This window comes from Flavobacterium chryseum (genome assembly GCF_004362015.1).
GTDB lineage: Bacteria > Bacteroidota > Bacteroidia > Flavobacteriales > Flavobacteriaceae > Flavobacterium.
On record NZ_SNWW01000003.1, the window covers coordinates 337,300 to 359,089 of the forward strand.

12 protein-coding genes are annotated in these 21,790 nt (G+C 33.3%); 9 read left to right on the forward strand and 3 right to left on the reverse strand.

What is annotated here, in order from left to right:
* The first annotated feature begins 275 nt into the window (after positions 1–275).
* Positions 276–3,155 carry a triple tyrosine motif-containing protein gene (locus EV143_RS08005; protein ID WP_133507442.1) on the forward strand — a complete coding sequence of 960 codons (2,880 nt, stop codon included), beginning with the start codon at positions 276–278 and terminating at the stop codon, positions 3,153–3,155.
* Positions 3,156–3,210: 55 nt separating this feature from the next.
* Here the strand turns inward: EV143_RS08005 and EV143_RS08010 are convergent, their stop codons facing one another.
* Positions 3,211–4,494, reverse strand: a complete 1,284-nt coding sequence (locus tag EV143_RS08010; RefSeq protein ID WP_133507443.1) for a UDP-N-acetylmuramoyl-tripeptide--D-alanyl-D-alanine ligase — start codon at positions 4,492–4,494, stop codon at positions 3,211–3,213.
* 100 nt (positions 4,495–4,594) lie between these two features.
* Complete coding sequence (gene gldJ / locus EV143_RS08015; protein WP_133507444.1) at positions 4,595–6,280, reverse strand: gliding motility lipoprotein GldJ; 1,686 nt, start codon at positions 6,278–6,280, stop codon at positions 4,595–4,597.
* A 213-nt stretch (positions 6,281–6,493) separates the two neighbouring features.
* Between gldJ and porU the strand changes: the two genes are divergently transcribed.
* The 6 genes from porU to EV143_RS08045 all read left to right on the forward strand — a co-directional run bounded on the left by porU (position 6,494) and on the right by EV143_RS08045 (position 16,923).
* On the forward strand, positions 6,494–10,330 hold the full coding sequence (gene porU / locus EV143_RS08020) for a type IX secretion system sortase PorU (protein WP_133507445.1): 3,837 nt from the start codon (positions 6,494–6,496) through the stop codon (positions 10,328–10,330).
* 41 nt (positions 10,331–10,371) lie between these two features.
* Positions 10,372–11,580, forward strand: coding sequence for a type IX secretion system outer membrane channel protein PorV (gene porV / locus EV143_RS08025; RefSeq protein ID WP_133507446.1), 1,209 nt, complete (start codon positions 10,372–10,374; stop codon positions 11,578–11,580).
* Between the two features lie 78 nt (positions 11,581–11,658).
* Entirely contained in the window at positions 11,659–12,141 is a 483-nt protein-coding gene (cdd, locus tag EV143_RS08030; protein WP_133507447.1) for a cytidine deaminase, read from the forward strand.
* A gap of 157 nt (positions 12,142–12,298) precedes the next feature.
* Positions 12,299–13,297, forward strand: coding sequence for a pyruvate dehydrogenase (acetyl-transferring) E1 component subunit alpha (pdhA, locus tag EV143_RS08035; RefSeq protein ID WP_133507448.1), 999 nt, complete (start codon positions 12,299–12,301; stop codon positions 13,295–13,297).
* Positions 13,298–13,303: 6 nt separating this feature from the next.
* Entirely contained in the window at positions 13,304–14,968 is a 1,665-nt protein-coding gene (locus tag EV143_RS08040; protein WP_133507449.1) for a pyruvate dehydrogenase complex dihydrolipoamide acetyltransferase, read from the forward strand.
* A 107-nt stretch (positions 14,969–15,075) separates the two neighbouring features.
* A complete protein-coding gene (locus tag EV143_RS08045) occupies positions 15,076–16,923 on the forward strand; it encodes a hydrolase/aminopeptidase (protein WP_133507450.1) in 1,848 nt (615 codons plus the stop codon).
* 66 nt (positions 16,924–16,989) lie between these two features.
* Here EV143_RS08045 and EV143_RS08050 read toward each other — a convergent pair whose 3' ends face one another.
* Positions 16,990–18,234 (reverse strand): glycosyltransferase family 4 protein, encoded by a 1,245-nt coding sequence (locus tag EV143_RS08050; protein ID WP_133507451.1) that lies wholly within the window; start codon positions 18,232–18,234, stop codon positions 16,990–16,992.
* 112 nt (positions 18,235–18,346) lie between these two features.
* Between EV143_RS08050 and miaE the strand changes: the two genes are divergently transcribed.
* On the forward strand, positions 18,347–18,928 hold the full coding sequence (gene miaE / locus EV143_RS08055; RefSeq protein ID WP_133507452.1) for a tRNA-(ms[2]io[6]A)-hydroxylase: 582 nt from the start codon (positions 18,347–18,349) through the stop codon (positions 18,926–18,928).
* 52 nt (positions 18,929–18,980) lie between these two features.
* The gene (locus EV143_RS08060; protein ID WP_133507453.1) at positions 18,981–21,737 is read left to right on the forward strand and encodes an AsmA-like C-terminal region-containing protein; all 2,757 of its coding nucleotides are present in this window, start codon (positions 18,981–18,983) and stop codon (positions 21,735–21,737) included.
* Positions 21,738–21,790: the final 53 nt, after the last annotated feature.

Consider the following 21,790-nt stretch of genomic DNA (forward strand, 5'->3'; position numbering starts at 1 on the left):
AATTAAAATTCATTACAAAAACACATCAAACTAAATTTTAATACATTACAAAAACACATCATTTTTTTCATAAACAATTGATTATTAATAAATTAATACAATTTTATTAGATGTTATTAAAATGTTAATTATAAAAATAAACACTACATTTATGAAAAATCAATTATTTTAGCTTTTATTGAAAATTTTGCTGTAAAATACCTGATACACAACTGCCATATTCAATTTTAAATCAATATATAAAACATTACTCATAAAAATACATATTAAAAATTATGAAATTCATAAATTCATTTTTAACAATAATAGTAGTTTTTACCTTACAATTTTCGATTTTTGCTCAAGTAAAAAGCATTGGTTTACCTGATGTTAAGAACTATAAAAGGACAGAATATAAAGGTGGAACACAAAACTGGAATATTGATCAGGATAAAAATGGAAATATGTACTTCGCTAATAATAGCGGCCTGATTCAATTTGATGGATCTACTTGGCACAAATATTCTTTACCAAATGGAACAGCAATACGAAGTTTAAAAATTGATTCAACAGGGAAAATTTTTGTAGGAGGAAATGACGAATTTGGATATTTTGAAAGCAACAAAAAAGGTGTACTAAAATACTTTTCGCTCTCTAAACTAATCGATACAAAAGCAAATAAAAACATTAACCTAATTTGGAGAATACATATATATAAAGGAGAAATAATTTTTCAATCTTTTACCAAAGTATTTTTTTATAAAAATGACAAACTACGGTTTATAGATGCACCAAATAAATTTCAATTCTCATTTTTGGTAAATAGAAAGCTTTATTTTCAGGATAAAGTCTTAGGGATTTTAGAATATAAAAACGGAAAATTAATTCCGCTTAAAGGTTCAACTGTATTTAACGATAAAGAGATATGGTCTGTATTTCCTTTACCAAATAACCGATTGCTTTTAGCAACTTTAGAAAAAGGTCTTTTCGTTACTGATGGTAATTCAGTTAAACCGTGGGACACTGAGGCTAATGAATTTATTAAAAAAAATACGTCGCTTGGAGGAAGTATAATAAAGAACAAGTTTATAGTTCTTAACTCTGTATTAAATGGTTTTATCGTTTGCGATTTAAACGGTAAAATAATCCAACATTTAAATCGTCAAAAAGGCCTTCAAAACAATACTATTTTAACGTCATTTGTTGATAACAAAAATAATCTTTGGCTTGGATTAGATAACGGAATTACATTTATAAACGAGAATTCTCCTTTTACATTTTTCGATTACAGTTACAATATCGGAACTGTTTATTCTTCAATTGTTTTTAACGGAAACTTATACGTTGCAACAAATCAGGGATTGTTTTATCATCCGTGGAATAAACCTTTTAAAGATGAAGCATTTACCAGAGTTGAAGGTACAATTGCACAGGCATGGAATGTTCAGGTTATAAACAACACCTTATTATGCGCCAGTAATAGTGGTGCGTTGGTTATTAGTCAGAATAAAGTTTTGAAGGTGTTAGACACAAGAGGATATTTTGGATTTAAAGCAATTCCTAATCATGAAAATTATATTATTGGAGAAAGCTATAATGGATTTTCAATTTTTAAGAAGGGGCCAAACGGAATAGAATATGTAAATCAGGTAGAAGGATTTGATCAAACAACAAATACATTTGAAATAGCATTAGACGAAAATTATCTGTGGTTGAAAAAAGATCCTTATTTATACCAAATGGTACTTTCAGATGATCTTAAAAGATTTGATTACATAAAAAAACATACCCAAATTTCATCAGAATATAAAGGTATTAGAAGCATGCAATTTCTAAACAAAAAAATATATTTTCAGACGAAAAATCATTTTTATAGATTCTCTAAAGAACAAGAATCATTTTTTGAAGATAAAAAAATAAGTCAACTATTTAAAGACATACCAACTATTAATACTTTAATTGAGGATTCTTACGGAAATCTTTGGTATTCTTACAATGAATCGTTGGGTGTATTAGCAAAAAATAAAAATGGCCAATTCATAAAAAAAGAAGCGCCGTTTTCAAATCTTACCGGAAATTTAGTAAACAATTATATATCTGTTAATACAGTAGATCCCGAAAATATTTTTATTGGTTTAACAGATGGTTTAACCCATTATGATTCGCACATCTCAAATGCATTCATAACAAAACCTAAAGTCTTTGTTGAAAGTTTTTCGTCTCCTGAAGATACTATCCTAATAGGTAATCTAAACAAACCCGAAATAGACTTGGATTTGCCATATAGCTCAAATCACGTAAAATTTACTTTTTCATCTCCAACCTATGAAAATCAGGAAAACCTTCTTTACTCTTATAAATTAGAACCTTTTGATGACAATTGGCGAAATTGGTCTACCGTTGCCATAAAAGAATACACGAATTTAAGGGAAGGCAATTATAAAATGAAAATTAGAGCTAAAAACAGCTATGGTGTTATCTCTGATGTTAGTGAAGTAAATTTTACTATTTCGCCACCCTGGTACAGACATTATCTTGCATACTTTTTTTATTTTATTCTTGTTTTGGGTGGAATTTATATTATTTCGAACAGAATTCAGTCAAAAATCAGGAAGAATAAATATTATGAAACCATAGAACAGCGAAGACTATATCTTGAAAAAGAATCAAGAATAAGACATGAGCAGCATGAACTTGAAAAAGAAATCGAAAAACTGAAAAGTGATAAACTCCAAATAAAAATCCTTGCAAAAGACAAAGAATTGGTAAACAATTCTCTTCAGGTTGTAAAGAAAAATAAAGTATTAAATGGAATCATTCATAAATTAAAAGACATAGACACTAATATACTGGATGATTCAACAAAATTTGAATTCAATAAACTGCATAAAAGCATTGTAAAGGAAGTTAACACAGATAAAAGTTGGAAAGATTTAGAAAAGCACATTAAAAATGTACATTTTGAGTTTTTGAAACGATTAAAAGAAAAATATCCAACTATTTCTCCTCGCGAACTCGATTTATCGACTTACTTATTAATGAATATGTCTACGAAAGAAATAGCTGAAATCATGAATATTTCCAGCGGAGGAGTTGAACTTGCCAGATATCGTTTAAGAAAGAAACTAAATTTAAATAAAAAAGAAAATCTAATTGGTTTTTTGATGAGTATCTAAACAAAAAAAAATGCCATTCGTAAAACGAATGGCATTTTTTATGAGTTTGTAAAGATTAGATGTATTCGAGAGTTCTCTCTAAAGCCATTCCTCTTGAACCTTTAATTAAAATTGTATTATTATTAAATGATTTAGTTTTAAGGAACTCCGCAAAAGCATCAAAGGTTTCAAAAAACAGAACATCTTCACTCGTAACTTTGTGTTCATAAAATGCTCTCCCAATCAAATAGCAACCGGACTGATTTTGATTTAAAACTGAATCAACAATAATTTTATGTTCAGATTGGCTTTCATCTCCCAACTCAAACATATCGCCTAAAATCATTATTTTATCGCTATTATCTAATTGTATGAAGTTTGCAATTGCAACAGCCATACTACTCGGATTGGCGTTGTAAGCATCCAAAATAATTTGATTCGTGCCTTTGTTTAAAAGCTGCGATCTGTTATTATCCGGAACATAACCTTCAATTGCTGCTTTTATATCATTATTATCTACTTTAAAATAAGTTCCAATAGCAACGGCGGCGTTAATATTATTCGCATTATACAATCCAATTAAATTAGATTTGATATTGAAGCCTTCATATGCAATACTAACAAAAGGATTCGCCTCAATGGTTTTTATTTTCACATTAGCTTCCTCTTTTTCAATTCCGAAAGTAAATGAGTTTATTGATCGCGATCTTTCAATCTGAATAGAATCTTCAAGATTTACAAAAGCCGTTTTGTTGTTATTAGCAAGATATTGATACATCTCGCTTTTTCCTTCAATTACACCCTGAACTCCCCCGAAACCTTCCAGGTGTGCTTTTCCAAAATTGGTAATGTAGCCAAAATCCGGTTGTGCGATTTCACATAAAAATTCAATTTCCTTTTTATGATTAGCACCCATTTCAACAATTCCAATTTGAGTTTCTTTTGTAAAGGATAACAAAGTTAACGGAACTCCAATATGATTATTCAAATTTCCAACGGTCGCTTTTGTCTTAAATTTTTTCGCCAAAACAACATTAATAAGTTCTTTTGTTGTTGTTTTTCCATTACTTCCCGTTAAGGCAATAATTGGCAGTTTCAAATGAGCTCTATGAAATTTAGCCAATTCCTGCAGCGTTTGTAAACTGTTTTCAACCAGAATTGTTCTATTATCTATAAAATAAGATTCGTTGTCTATAATTACAAATAAAGCACCTAAATCTAATGCTTGTCTGGCAAAAGTATTAGCATCAAAATTCTCTCCTTTAATAGCAAAAAAAATGGAATCTTTTTCAATTTTTCGAGTGTCAATTGAAACAGATGTACATTGTAAAAACAAATTATGAATGTCCTGAATATTCATTTATAAGACTTTAATATTATTAAAATAAAAAAATTCCAAATTCCAAAAACTGAAGATTTCAGTATGGAATTTGGAATTTTTTTATTGATTTTTTTTAACTTTAGTTTCTAGGCGATTTTCTTCTTTCAGCTTTAGAACCTACTCTTGACATAGCACATCTAAATCCGATGTAATCTGTTGCCATATCCTGAGGGAAATATCTTCTTTGAGCCGGATCTAACCAATAAGCTCTGTCTCTCCAAGAACCACCTTTATAAACTCTTACTTTATCATCGATTAAAGTAGTACGTTTACTAGAGTTGTCGTATTTTCTTAATACTTTACCTAAACTATCAGTAGTGATATTATGTTTAGGAGAGTTGTACATTGTTTGATCTGCTTTTGCTCCAGATTCAGGATCTCCAAAGTCAAAATATTTAGATGATTGTTTATCACCATCTCTATAATTGATATTGTCGCTTGTACTGAAATTTGTTCTCAAATATGTTTCATTCTCGTCAACTGGTACCTGAGCAATTTCTCCCGGAAGGTTTCTTGCAACAACTTTACCATTACTTAAAGTATCGTATTTGATATTCTCTTTAGTGATAATTTCAAGTTTACCATCTTTACCAATTTTGTTTTTAGCATATTGATTTCCTCTATAGTAGTTAAAATCATTAGCTTCATTATCAATAATAGGTCTGTAAACGTCAGCTACCCATTCTGCAACGTTACCTGCCATATCGTATAATCCGAAATCATTTGCAGCGTAGCTTTTAACCTGATTTGTAATATCGGCACCGTCATCTGACCAACCAGCAATTCCACCGTAATCACCGTTACCTTGCTTAAAGTTAGCCAATTGATCTCCTTTATTTTTACGCTTAGCTGAACGAGTATAATCTCCAGACCAAGGGTATTTCTTTTGTCCTTTATAGATGTTGTATTCTCTTTGTCCAACATCAGCAGCGGCAGCATACTCCCATTCTGCTTCAGTAGGAAGTCTGTATTCTGGCAAGATAACTCCTGAAGAACGTTGTGCGTACACATTTTTCTCGTCCGGAACTACACCGTCTTTACCTGCTTTTGGTCTTCTTCCGTTTGGATTTTTCTTCAATACTAATTCTTCATTACCACCGTAAGTAGTAGATGGAGAAGCTAAGTAAGCTTCAGTATTAAATAAACTTTCAGCACTAACATCAGTTGTTTTAGCACCTTTTTTAAGATATCCATCTTTTTCTAAAACAGCTTCGTTTACACGGTCTGTTCTCCATTTACTAAATTCAACAGCTTGAATCCAGTTAACACCAACTACAGGATAGTTAGCATAAGAAGGGTGTCTTAAATAGTTATTAGTCATCGTTTCGTTATATCCTAAACGATTTCTCCATACTAAAGTATCAGGAGATGCTCCTTCATAAATATTTTTGTAATTCTCTTCTGTTGGAGGGAAAACTTTTTTAAGCCATTCCAGGTACTCTAAGTACATACCATTCGTAACTTCAGTTTCATCCATGTAGAATGATTGAACGTGTTGTTGAGTCGGAGTATTATTCCAATCGTGCATAACATCATCCTGTACTTTACCCATAGTAAATGTACCTCCTTCAACAAAAACTAAACCAGGACCAGCCTGTTGTTTTTTCCCTGCATTTCTAGCAGAAGTTCCATTCTGACTATCTACATCCCAACCTGTTGCTCTAGAAGCATGGTTTGAACTCGATTTTTTGCTACAACTAGCCGTGCCCAACATCAATACCATTGACATCATTAATTGCAAGACTACAATTTTGTTTACTTTCATACTCATTCTTAGGTGATAAATTTAGGTGCTGCAATATAATAATTAACATTTAATTAGCAACATCTGTTCTAATAATTTTATTTAGCTGTTTTTTACCAGAAAATAACCTATAGTTACGAACGCAAAAATATACTTTTTATTATTTACTATAACATGAAATACTATATTTTTACTTACTAAAATAATTTAATTTTAATTTCGCCTTTTCAAGCTATGAAACAAGCCTTAATCCTATATCTTTTTTTACTTCCGTTAATCTCATTTTCTCAGACAAATGGGAGCTTAACGCTCGATTGGCAAAGCAAAAAAGAGATGAGTTACGGCGACTACAAGATTACTATTCCGTACTTTACAGGAAGCAGTTTTAGGTACGATACTACTAAAAAAATCATAACACTGCTGCTTAATATATCTGAATCAGGATCTTCAAACGGCAGTTCTGTCACCTTAACAAATGTTATTTATGAGACTGTTTCAGTTGCCGAATTAGGAGAATTAACACTCAAAAATATTCCGGACAAACCAAATGAAACGTTAAAAATCGCCTTGGCGAGAGATAAAAAGCAAATTTTCCTTTCACTTTATCCAATTATAAGAGAGGGAAATAGTTATAAAAAAATCAAATCATTTTCATATTCTGTAAATAATAGTACGTCTAAAAATAGTACTGCTTCAACTTTTCAAAAAGCAGCTTTAATTTCAAATTCAGTCTTAGCTTCAGGTGATTGGTATCGATTTTATGTTGAAAAATCTGGCGTTTATAAAATTTCAAAGTCTTTTTTACAAAGTTTGGGATTTGACGCAACAAAAGTTGACCCAAGAAGAATTAAAATTTACGGAAATGGCGGAAGAATGCTTCCGTTAGCAAACAATATTTATTATCCTGAAGATTTAACAGAAAACAACATTCAGATTATAGGAGAAAGCGATGGCACTTTCAATAATGAAGACTACATCCTTTTTTATGCTGAAGGAGTTGATACATGGAATACAGAAAGTCAGACTAATTTAAATCTATACGACACAAAATCATACTATTATATAACAGCTAATGGAAGCGACGGAAAAAGAATTCCAACTTTAAATCAGCCAACAGGCAGTACTACATTAGAACTGAACACGTTTGATGACTATCAATATCACGAAACTGATCTTACAAACATTGCACACGCGGGACGTCAATGGCTTGGAGAAGCATTCGAAATTAACCAGGAACAAGAATTTGACTTTAACTTTCCTAATCTAGAAACTTCAGTTCCTGTAAAAATAGAATTAAATGCGGCTGCGGCTGCCTACACTCCTACTTCTTTTACAATTGCTGCAAACGGACAAAATATTGGTACTATTTCTTTTAATGCAATCACTGCAAATTCGGATACTAAATTTTATGTTGCAGAACTTCCAACAAATACAACTTTCACAGGATCAGACAACATAAAAATAAAACTTACCTATAATAATAGTGGTGTTCCGGGATCAAAGGGATATCTGGATTATATCAACTTAATTGCAAAAAGAGAACTTCTTGGAACCGGAAAGCAATTTAAGTTTCAATACAATTTGGCAGGTTCAACTGCGGGAATTGCAAATTACACGATCGCAAACGCCTCAGGAATAAATCAAATTTGGGATATTACAGACCTATATAATGTATCAAAAATAGAAAACCCGAATTTAGCCATTTTTAGCTTCAAAGCTACTTTAGGAGAAATCAGAAAATATATTGCCGTTGATGCATCAGATTATTATACCCCTTTAAAAGAAAATCAGTCTAAAGTAACGAATCAAAACTTAAAAGGAACTATTTTCAAAAACATTCAAAATACTTTTCAGGATATCGATTATGTAATTGTTGCTCCTAAATCTTTAGTTTCACAAGCTGAAAAATTAGCAAGTTTTCATCGTACCTATTCTAATTTAAATGTAAAAGTAATTGCTTTAGAAAACATCTATCAGGAATTTTCGTCCGGCAAACAAGATATTGCAGCCATTAGAAATTGCATTAAATACATTTATGACAATGCATCTTCATCGGATAGAAGAATTAAATATTTGAATTTATTTGGAGATGCTTCTTTTGATTATAAAAACAGAATTACAAACAATACTAATATTGTACCTATATATCATGCCCTAGTGAGCAATACTGTTGGCGAAGCTTCATTTGCTTCAGATGATTTTTACGCACGAATGGATAATGATGAAGGTAATGATCCTTCTTTTTTTGGAGGAATCGACATTGCCGTTGGAAGAATGTTAGTTTCTGATAATGCACAGGCATCAGAAATGATTAATAAAGTTTTAGAATATCATGATGCGAAATCCTATGGAAACTGGAGAAATAATTTCGTATTAATAAGCGACGATGCAGATGACACTGATGACGCACAACTTCAATCAAGACAAAATGCTTTAGCAGATATTATCGCAACCAACAAACCATTTTTTAATATTGATAAAATCTTTTTAGACTCGTACACACAGGAAGCTTCTGCCGGTGGTGCAAGATATCCAAAAGCAAGAACTGATTTTTTTAATGCTTTCGAAAAAGGTGCTTTGGTTTTTAATTATTTAGGACACGGTGGCGAAGATGGTTTGTCCGCAGAAAGAATTTGGGAAAAGTCAGATGGACAAAATCTAAACAACCAGTATAAATATCCTTTATTTATTACTATTACCTGCGAATTTTCCAGATTTGACGACCCAACAAGGCCAACAGCAGGAGAATATACGTTTTGGAATCCTAAAGGAGGAGCAATATCACTGCTTACCACAATTCGGTCTATAGGACAATATAATGCTCAAAATTTCAACGATAGTCTGAATAAAAACCTCCTTTCGTATAATTCAAATCAATATACGACTATAGCTGAAGCGCTGCGTATTTCTAAAAATGAAAAGCCAAGTTATTCCAGCAATGTTGTTTTTTATATTGGAGATCCTGCCTTAATGCTGGCAATTCCGAAACCCAGAATAAATTTAACAAAAGTGAATGATGTTGTTATTTCTCAAGCACTTCCAGATTTTAAATCTTTAGCAAAAATTAAAATTACCGGAGAAATTACAGATGAAAACAATACTGTTTTGAGTAATTATAATGGTGAATTATCCACTGCTATTTTTGACAAATTAATTACAAGATCAACCTTAAACAATGATGGATATAGTCCTGCAATATCATTTAAAACTCTTGGAGAAACCATTTTTAGAGGGAATGCATCGGTAACCAATGGCCAATTTGAGTTTAGTTTTGTCGTTCCGAGAGATATTAGAATTCCGGTTGACAATGGAAGAATTAGTTTTTATTCGAAGAAAAATGGAAATTTAGAAAACCAATCAGGGTACAACACGGTTATAAAAATAGGAGGAATAAATGAAAATGCACCTGTGGACAATATAAATCCAAAAGCGAAGTTATATATGAACGATGAAACTTTTGTTTCGAGCGGAATTACAAATAGTTCGCCTTTTTTATTGGCGTTTTTAGAGGATGAAAACGGAATAAATACGGCTAGCGGAATTGGTCATGACATTGTTGCTATTTTGGATGGAGATGTAAGTAATCCGTACATTTTAAATGATTACTATCAGACTAAACTAGACGATTATACCAATGGAAATGTGCGTTTTCCGTTAAGAAATTTAGCCGCAGGATTGCACACGATAAGTTTTACCGCTTGGGATGTTTACAACAATCCAGTAACAAGCGAAATACAATTTATAGTTGTTGGAGACGAGTCGTTAACTCTCTCACATGTTCTTAATTATCCGAATCCATTTTCGACATATACACAATTTTGGTTTTCACATAATAGACCTTATGAACCTTTAGATGTACAAGTTCAGGTTATGACTATAACCGGAAAAGTAGTCTGGACAAAAAATCAGGTTATTACAACAGAAGGTTTTTTATCGAGAGAAATTACCTGGGACGGTAAAGATGATTTTGGAGACCGCATAGGTAAAGGGGTTTACATTTACAAACTTACTGTTAGATCTAATTTAACAAATAAAAAAGCAGAAAAGTACGAAAAACTTGTCATATTATAATAATATATATATTTTTACCATAAAAAACCCTAAATCTATAAATGAAAAAAATATCACTACTTTTAATTTGTTTATTAGTCATTACATACGCAAAAGCCCAAGACATTGATCGCCCAATTACTACCGGAGTACCATTTTTACTCGTTGCAGCAGATGCAAGAGCCGCTGGTTTAGCAGACCAAGGGGTAGCAACATCTACAGATGCCTATTCGCAACAATGGAATCCTGCAAAATATGCATTTGCAGTAGAAGCTCAGGGACTTTCAATAAGCTATACTCCTTATTTAACGGATTTAGCGAACGACATTTCTCTTGGTCAGGTTACTTACTACAATAAAATCAATGAACGAAGTGCGTTTGCAACAAGCTTACGTTATTTTGGTTTTGGAGGAATTGAATTAAGAGAAACCGGAGATCCAAGCGAAGCTACAAGAGAAGTAAATCCAAACGAACTTGCCATAGACGGATCGTACTCATTAAAATTGAGTGATAAATTCTCAATGGCTGTTGGTGCAAGATTTATAAGTTCTAATTTAAAAATCCCTTCAAGTGATGTTGATGCATCAGCTGCAAAATCTTTTGCCGTAGACGTTGCCGGTTTTTATCAATCTGATGAAATTGCTTACAGCGAATTTAACGGTAGATGGAGAGCTGGGTTTAACATGCAAAACTTAGGACCAAAAATTAGCTACGATAACGATGATATTAGTTCAAACTTTTTACCTGCAAACCTTAGATTAGGTGGAGGCTTTGATTTTATTTTAGACGACTACAATAAAGTTTCGGTTAGTGTAGAATTTAGCAAGCTTTTAGTTCCAACTCCTCCGGGACCAGGAACTCCTGTAGATGCTAACGGAGATGGAGATTATTTAGATCCAGGAGATACTACTCAGCTTGCAGCAGATAGTAAAGCCTATCAGGAATATAAAGATATTGGTTGGGTATCAGGGATATTTAAATCTTTTGGAGACGCTCCAGACGGTTTTAGCGAAGAGCTAAAAGAAGTTACCTATAGTGTAGGTGGAGAATATATGTATCAGGATTCGTTTGCGTTTAGAGCAGGATATTTTCATGAAAGCCCAATGAAAGGTGCGAGACAATTTTTCTCTCTGGGTGCAGGATTCAAATATAATGTAGTAAAAGTTGACGTTTCTTACCTATTCTCATCATCAAAAGTTAAAAATCCATTAGAAAATACACTTCGTTTTTCTTTAACCTTTAACTTTGGCGACAAATACGAAGTTTACTAAACAAAAAAATATAAAAACATAATAACAATCCAAACTTCTGATTTTTTAGAAGTTTGGATTTTTTTTCCCATAATAACAATGAAAGAGATAAGCGTTACATCATCATTTTTGGTATACGAATCATTACAAGAAGTACCAAACGACGTTCAGTCCTTAATGGAGCAAGCTATTGAAATTCGTAAAAAAGCCTACGCACCATATTCGCAATTTAGAGTTGGAGCAGCGTTACTTTTGGATAACGGAAAAATAATTTTAGGATCAAATCAGGAAAATGCAGCGTATCCGTCAGGATTGTGCGCAGAACGTGTTGCGATTTTTCATGCAGGAAGCGTTTATCCTGAAGCTAAAATCTTAAAAATGGCAATTACTGCTGCTTCAGACAATAACCAAACCAAAGCACCGATTCCGCCATGTGGTTCTTGCAGACAATCAATTGCAGAATATGAAATCAAACAGGATACCCCTATAGAAATCTATTTCATGGGCGAAATTGGTGAAGTTTATAAATCAGCATCCCTAAAAAATCTGCTTCCTTTTATGTTCGATAAAAAGTTCTTGTAAAAAAAAGCCAAAAAGTCTCTTTTAAATTTTAGTTCTTAAACGGAATGTCTTATTTTTGCATCCCGACCTTTCGGGCGCAAATTTGTGGGAGGAAACTATTTTGCGTTATAGGCAACAATTGATAACACAAACAACTTTAGCAAAAGAAAGAATTCAGATGAAAGAAGTTACAAAAGAAGTATATTTAAAGTGGTACGAAGACATGCTACTTTGGAGAAAGTTTGAAGACAAACTTGCAGCATTATACATTCAACAAAAAGTTAGAGGTTTTCTACACTTATATAATGGTCAGGAAGCCGTATTAGCGGGCGCTTTGCATGCTATGGACTTGACTAAAGATAAAATGATTACTGCTTACAGAAATCACGTGCAGCCAATTGGTATGGGAGTTGATCCTAGACGCGTAATGGCTGAACTTTTAGGAAAAGCTACCGGAACTTCTAAAGGTATGGGAGGTTCTATGCACATTTTCTCTAAAGAACATCGTTTTTACGGAGGTCACGGAATCGTAGGTGGACAAATTCCTGTTGGAGCTGGTTTAGCTTTTGCAGATAAATATTTTGAAACAGGCGGTGTAACCATGACTTACTTTGGTGATGGAGCTGCCAGACAAGGTTCATTACACGAAGCTTTTAACATGGCAATGCTATGGAAACTTCCAGTTGTATTTATTGTTGAAAACAACGGTTATGCAATGGGAACTTCTGTTGAAAGAACTGCAAACCATACTGATATCTGGAAACTTGGTTTAGGATATGAAATGCCTTGCGGACCTGTTGACGGAATGAATCCTGTAAAAGTTGCTGAAGCTATGACTGAAGCAATTGACAGAGCGCGTCGTGGAGACGGACCAACTTTCCTTGAAATGAAAACGTACCGTTACAGAGGACACTCAATGTCTGATGCACAATTATACCGTTCTAAAGAAGAGGTTGAAGAATACAAAAAAATTGACCCGATTACTCAGGTTTTAGATGTAATTATGGATCAAAAATATGCTACAGAAGAAGAAATTGAAGCAATTGACCAAAGAGTTAAAGACTTGGTTGAAGAATGTGTGAAATTCGCTGAAGAATCTCCATATCCAGACTTACAACAATTATACGACGTAGTATACGCACAAGAAGACTATCCATTCACACCTCATAAACTATAATATATTATGGCGATAAAAGTAACAATGCCTCGTTTGAGCGATACTATGACGGAAGGAACGGTAGCGACTTGGTTAAAAAAAGTAGGCGACAAAATTAGCGAAGGAGATATCCTTGCTGAAATTGAAACAGATAAAGCAACAATGGAATTTGAGTCTTTCAACGAAGGAACTCTTTTGCATATTGGAATTCAGGCTGGAGAAACTGCTCCGGTTGATTCATTATTAGCAATTATTGGTAACGAAGGAGAAGATATTTCAGCATTATTAGCTGGTGGAGATGCTCCTGCTGCTGAAGCGCCAAAAGCTGAAGCAAAAGATACTGAAACAAAAGAAGCTCCTGCTGCTGAAGCTAAAACTGAAACTGCTGCTCCTGCAAAAGCTGCAACTGAATTACCAAAAGGTGTTGTAGTTGTAACTATGCCACGTTTGAGTGATACAATGACAGAAGGAACTGTAGCAAGCTGGTTGAAAAAAGAAGGTGATGCTGTTGCTGAAGGTGACATCTTAGCTGAAATTGAAACAGACAAAGCGACAATGGAGTTTGAGTCTTTCAATGCCGGAACATTATTATACATTGGAATTCAGGAAGGAAATACAGCTCCTGTTGATAGTTTATTAGCTATCATTGGGCCTACTGGAACTGACATTTCTGGAATTGCCGACAATTATACTGCCGGAGGAACTGCAACTGCTCCAGCAACCGAAGAAAAAGCTGCTCCTGCTGCTGAAAAAGCAACTGAAACAGTAAATAATACTTCGGATGGAAGAATTTTGGCTTCACCATTAGCTAAAAAAATCGCTTCTGATAAAGGAATTCAATTGACTCAGGTTAAAGGTTCCGGAGAAAACGGACGTATCGTAAAAAGCGATATCGAGAACTTTACTCCATCTGCGCAAGCACAACCTGCTGCAAATACAACAGCTGCTGCCAAACCACAAGAAGGTTCTGCTGCACCAGCTGCACCAAAAGTATTTGTTCCTGCAGGAGAAGTTTTCACAGAAGAGATCAAAAACTCTCAAATGCGTAAAATTATCGCAAAACGTTTGGCAGAATCTTTATTCACTGCTCCTCACTACAACTTAGTGATCGAAGTAAGTATGGATGAAGCGATGCAGGCAAGAGCGACAATCAATACTGTTCCTGAAACAAAAGTTTCTTTCAACGATATGGTAATTAAAGCTTGTGCTTTAGCATTGAAAAAACATCCAAAAATTAACTCTCAGTGGAAAGAAGATGCTATCATCATCAACCACCATGTAAATATTGGTGTTGCTGTAGCGGTTGAAGACGGATTGGTAGTTCCTGTATTGAAATTTACAGATGCTATGAGTTTATCTCAAATTGGTGCATCAGTAAGAGATTTAGCAGGAAGAGCTAAAAACAAAAAATTGGGGCCACAAGAAATGGAAGGAAGTACTTTTACAGTATCTAACCTTGGAATGTTTGGTATTACTGAATTTAATTCAATTATCAACCAACCAAACTCTGCTATCCTTTCTGTAGGTGCAATTGTTGAGAAACCAGTAGTTAAAAACGGTCAGATTGTAGTTGGAAACACAATGATGTTATCATTAGCTTGTGACCACAGAACAATTGACGGTGCAACCGGAGCTCAATTTTTACAAACATTAAAACAATTCATCGAAAGCCCTGTTACAATGTTGGCATAATTTTGTCAGCCTGAGCTAGTCGAAGGTTTATATTTAAATCCCGTTTTGAGCAATCAGAACGGGATTTTTTATTTAATTTAGATTCTTAAATCCAATACTTAATAAAAATGAAAAAAGTTTATTTATTCGTTTTGTTTCTAGCAATTGTAGCCTGTCAGAAAAAAGACAGCGTTGAAAAAAAAGCAGTTGTTAAAGACGAACATACATTTTCTAAACCAGAACTTGCTGTCGTAAAACACTTAGATCTAGATATCAAAGTTGATTTTGATACGCAAACAATTTCAGGAAAAGCTTCCTGGCAAATTGATAATATCAGCAAAGGCAATGAAATTATCTTTGACGAAAACACACTTGAAATTACAAAAGTAACTCTGGGTGATGATGAAAAAGAAACCAAATTTGAACTTGGAAATGAAGTTGAATTTCACGGAAAACCACTTCATATTACAATTGAGCCAAATACAACTAAAGTAAATATTTACTATAAAACAACCAAAGATGCTGTTGCATTACAATGGTTAACACCACAACAGACAGCAGATAAAAAGAAACCGTTCCTTTTTTCTCAAGGCGAAAGCATTTGGTCAAGAACCTGGATTCCTTGTCAGGATTCACCGGGAGTTCGCTTTACTTATAATGCAAAAGTTACAGTTCCTAAAGATTTATTAGCGGTGATGAGCGCTGTAAATCCACAGAAGAAAAATGATACCGGAGTTTATACTTTCAAACAAGACAAAGCAATTCCGTCTTATTTAATGGCAATTGCTGTTGGAGATATCGAATTTCAATCTATTGATAACAGAACCGGAGTTTATGCAGAACCATCGATGTTAAAAAAATCGGCTTGGGAATTTGCTGAACTTGGAAAAATGGTGGTTGCTGCCGAAAAATTATACGGACCTTATCGTTGGGGACGTTACGATGTTCTTGTTTTACCTCCGAGTTTTCCTTACGGCGGAATGGAAAATCCAAATTTAACCTTCTTAACTCCCGGAGTTATTGCAGGAGATCGTTCTTTAACCAGTTTATTGGCGCACGAATTAGGCCACAGTTGGAGCGGAAATTTAGTTACCAACGCAACTTGGGATGATATTTGGTTAAACGAAGGTTTTACCACTTATGTAGAACACCGCATTGGCGAAGCAATATTTGGAGAGAAAGAATTCGAAATGCAGAATGTTATCACTCGCAAAGAATTAGTTGATAATGTAGCTGAATACGGAGACACAAATCCCGACACAAGACTTAAAGTTAGTTTAACAGGAAGAAATCCTGATGACGGAATAAGTTTAATTCCATACGTAAAAGGTTATGCATTTTTAAGAGTAATTGAAAACGCCGTTGGACGCGAAAAATTTGATGTTTTCATTAAAAACTACTTTGATGCACACGCTTTCCAATCGATAACAACTGAAGATTTTGTAAAATATATCAACGAAAATCTTATAAAAGAGGACAAAGCACTTGCTGATAAAATAAAATTAGAAGATTGGATTTACAAGCCAGGAATCCCCTCAAATATTACTGCTGTAAGTTCTGCTGATTTTGATGCGATAGATAAAATTCAAAAAAGCTGGAGAGAAACAGGTGTTGCAGGTTTAAGCAAAAAAATCACGACAACTGCAGAAAAACAGCATTTTATTGATCATCTTCCGGCTGATATTACAGTAAAAGAACTAGAAGCAATCGATACTGAATTTAACTTTACAAAAGGCGGAAATTTTATTATCAAACGTCAATGGTTTGTTCAGGCAATTCGTCATCAATACAAGGCTGCAAATCCTGCAATCGAGCAGTTTTTAATTGGAATTAGCAGAACCGGATCTGTAATGATGCTTTATAAAGAAATGGCAAAAACCCCAGAAGGTAAAGCTTGGGCAAAACAAATTTTTGATAAAGCAAAATCTGGTTATCACGCAACAACAATTCAGGCTGTTGAAGGTTTATTCAAATAGTATTCAGTTACAGTTTGTAGTATGCAAAAAATCCCCGATTATAATGTAATCGGGGATTTTTTTACTTTAATTTTTATTCTTAGCTTCTATCCATTTTGCCATGTATTTGGTACTTTTTAGAGTATGATGCTGCAGCAAACTTCCCATAAAATTATGAAGGCGATGACTTTCAGAATCATTTAGTAATGAAGTAATTTCCTCAATTAACGCTGTTGAATATTTGCTAATTTGATAGCATTCATTGACTATTGCAATTCCGTTTTGTTGAGATTGTTTCCAGAGATTTTCATCCTGATATAAAGCAATGGCGTGTCTTGTAAATTCCTCCATATCATCGGTAATAAAACCATTCCATGGCAAATTAGCAAACATAGCTTCAGCACCAATTGTTGTGGTTACACTTGGCGTTCCGCATTGCATGGCTTCTAAAAGTTTTCCTTTTAAACCCGCTCCAAAACGAATTGGCGCCAAAACAACTCGTGCATTTTTTACTATTTCATTCGCTTCTACGGCTCTTCCCATAATAAAAAAACCATTTTTAGGCTGGTGCAATTGTAATACTTTTTGCGAAGGATAGGCACCATAGACTTCTAAAACAGCTTCGGGAAATTGTTTTTTAATCAAAGGCCAAATGGTATCTTTTAGATGCTGAACCGTATTCCAATTGGGTTCATGAAGAAAATTTCCGATAAAAACAAAATTTTTGCGTTCTTCAAATGATGGCAATTTTTGCAAATCTTTCTCAGTCATTTCATCAACCAAAAATGGAAGATAATGTAGTAGACTCAAATCTATTTTGAAAATTTCTTTGAGAAGATTCATCTCAAATTCAGAAATAATAAAAGACAAATCGCATCTTAAAATACTCGCAATTTCTCGTTTCGCCACTTCTTCTGAAAGTAAATCAGTCAATTGAAACGTTCTGTTTTCTTTGAAAGCTTTTTGTCTTGCCGTTCTTAAACAATGTAAATCTTCGGTATCTAGTAATCGGATAGCTCCAGGACAGTTTTCAGAAACGCGCCATCCAAATTGCTCTTCGATCATGAAACGATCAAACAAAATAACATCCGGATTTAAATTAATTATAAAATCATCGAAACTGGAATTATTCAATTCGATAGATTTTTTATCCACTCCAAATTCAGCTAAATCAACCATAAAATCACTGTCTAAAGCCGGGCTTGCAAATGTAATTTCAAATCCGTTTTCTTTGAAAATAGAAATCAATTGCATCATTCTGCCTCCAGCCGCAGACGAATTTGGTTCCGGCCAGACAAAACCAATAATTAATAGTTTTTTTATTTGAGTCATCGTAATTGTTTGAAGCTACAAAATAATGCTTTTTTAAGCGTATTTGCACGATGTTTACTGATAATTGGCAACAAAAAACACTAATTTTGCATTATATAAATTTGTAGGAATTATGCTAGGATTAAAATTAGCCACAGACCCGCGTTGGGTAAATATAGTCGAGTCAAATATTGAAGAAATTTTGACTGATCACGCCTGGTGCGAGCAAAAAGCAGCATCAAACGCCATAAGCTTAGTTACTTATAACTCTGAATTAGAAGAATTAGTAACTGAAATGCTTGTAATTGCACGTGAAGAATTAGAACACTTGCAAATGGTTCATGACCTTATCAAAAAAAGAGGGTTGACTTTGGGTCGTGAAAGAAAAGATCATTATGTGAATGAACTTTTTAAATTCATGAAAAAAGATGGAAGCCGAAAAGACGCACTTTGTGATCGTTTACTGTTTTCGGCCATGATCGAAGCCAGAAGCTGCGAACGTTTTAAAGTCCTTTCAGAGAATATAAAAGATGAAGAACTGGCTAAATTCTACCGTGATTTAATGATTTCTGAAGCCGGGCATTATACTACTTTTTTAGGTTTCGCAAGAAAATACCAAGACAACATAGACATTGACAAACGTTGGAAAGAATGGATTGAATATGAAGGTTCTATAATTACCAATTACGGAAAAAATGAAACCGTTCACGGATAAATTATCCGTTTTTATTTAATTCTAATTCAACATATTTACAATACAATTTAAAATGCCAAATATTAAATTTAAATCGGCCTTACTAAAAACAGGAAAATACCTGGGGATAACTTTTGCTGTTATTCTGGGATTACTGTTTTTAACGCCTATTGTTTTTGAAGATCAGATTAAAGATCAGATCAAAAAAACGGCAAATGAAAAACTAAGCGCCGAGCTTAACTATTCTGATGTTTCGGTTTCGTTTTTTCGACATTTTCCATCTTTAACTTTAACCTTAAACGATTTAAGCCTTAACGGTTCAGCGCCCTATAAAAGCGAAAAATTCATTACAGCAAAAGAAGTTTCTTTTGGGATAAATGTGGCGAGTTTGATTTTTAGCAAATCAGTAAAAATAGACCAGATTTATTTGTCTGATTCTTTTATTAATGTAAAAGTGAATAAAAATGGTGAGGCAAATTACAACATTTACAAATCGAAATCAGAAGTCGAAAAACCTAAAGACAGCACTGAAGCTGCATTAAAACTGGAACGAATTGAGATTATCAACAGTAAAATTATTTACGACGATCAATCTACAAAAGTTCATTTTGATGCTTTGGGCTTTAATTATTTAGGAAAAGGAGATTTAAACAAATCCGTTTTTGATTTATACTCTAAAGCAAAAATTGAAAAACTCAATATCATTTATGAAGATGAACCTTATTTAATGAATAAAAAGGTTGATGCCGATTTGATTACCAAAGCAAATTTCAACTCGTTATCCTTCTTTTTTGAACAAAATAACTTAAAAATAAACCAGCTTGTAGTCGACTTTAAAGGGAATTTTAATATCCTGAAAGATGGTTATAAAATGGATTTGGTTATAAAATCAGACAATAGCGATTTGTATGATGTTTTTACCGCATTTCCACCAAAATACATCACATGGCTTTCTAAAACGGAATTAAAAGGAAATACGAATCTGCTTTTAACCTTAAAAGGAGATTATATTGCATCGCAAAAAATAGCGCCGGATCTTAATTTACATGTAAAAGTAGAAGATGGTTTTGTCAATTATAATAAAAGCGCCATTCCGGTTTCGAACCTGAATTTAGAAATTGATACCAAAATGCCGTCTTTAAATTCGGACCTTTTAACCGTAGATGGTAAAAATGTATCCTTAAATATTGATAAAGATTATTTGAAATCGAACTTTTATATCGAAGGCCTGAATGTACCCAATATTAATGCTGATTTTAAGGCGAAACTTGATCTGCAAAAACTAAATGCTGCTTTGGGAATTCCAGGTTTGCAATTAAAAGGAACTTTAGTTGGCGATTTAAAAGCAAAAGGGAAATTTGATCATAAAAACAGACTTTTTCCCGTTACAAAAGGAAGCATTGATTTGAAAAACGGATATATAAAAACCAAATATTATCCGAATGCCATAACCAATATCAATATTAAATCTCATATTGAAGATCAAAAAGGAACCTTTGAAGATTTAAAAATTAATCTAAAACCGGCTCAATTTACTTTTGAAGGAAAGCCTGTTTTTGTAGAAGCTGACTTAAGTAATTTTGATGATTTAAATTATGACGTTAAAGCAAAAGGAGAACTTGACGTGAATAAAATTTATAAAGTTTTCTCTCAAAAAGGTCTTGATTTAGATGGTTTTATAAAAGCTGATTTAGCTTTAAAAGGAAAACAAAGCGATGCTGAAAAAGGAAATTACAGCAAACTAAACAATAAAGGAACACTTGAACTTAGAAATATAGGCGTTGCGTCAGAATATCTTCCGAAGAAATTTATCATCAAAGAAGGGATTTTTAAAATCAATCAGGATAAAATGTCGTTCAATAACTTTTTGGCGGCGTATGGAGAATCCGATTTTAAGATGAATGGATATTTGAAAAACGTTTTTAATTATGCAACAACTAAAACAGGAATTCTAAGAGGTTCTTTTTCAGTTTCGGCACGATATATCAATGTTGATGAATTTATGTCGAAAACAGAACCTAATACCTCTGTAACACAAAATAAAACTGAGACTAAAGATGCTCCGGCAGAAACAAAACAAACTGGAGTTATTATTATTCCGGCAAATTTAGATTTGCAATTAATGACCAGTGCACAAAAAGTAAATTTCGATAAAATGATACTTCAAAATGCATCAGGAAATTTAAAAATGAACAAAGGCAAATTGACTATGCAAAATACCGGTTTTAATTTAATCGGATGTAATGTTGCCATGAATGCCAATTATCAAGCCGTAACACCACAAAAAGCAAATTTCGATTACAACATTAAAGCTTCAGATTTTGATATCAAAAGAGCTTATAATGAAGTTGATATTTTCAGAAAAATGGCAAGTGCTGCAGAAAAAGCTCAGGGAATCGTATCGCTTGATTATCAACTAAAAGGTCGTTTAAACAGCAATATGGAACCTGTTTATCCGTCATTAGTGGGCGGCGGAACGCTTTCTGTAAAAAATGTAAAAGTGAGAGGATTGAAAATGTTTAGTGCCGTAAGCAAACAAACAAGTTCTGAAGCGATAAAAAATCCGGATGTCTCTAAAGTTGATATTAAAACCAGTATCAAAAATAATATTATGACGATAGAACGGTTTAAATTTAAGTTTGCAGGCTTCAGACCAAGAATTGAAGGTACGACAAGTTTAGACGGAAAATTGAACTTAAAAATGCGTTTAGGCTTACCTCCACTGGGCATATTCGGAATTCCAATGACTGTAACGGGAACTCAGGATAATCCTAAAATAAAAGTGGGACGCAAAACTGAGGATTTAGAAGAAACGAAGGATACTGAATAAACTTTAAAAATTGCAAATTTTTGAAATTTCAAATTTCAATTTTTGATATAAAC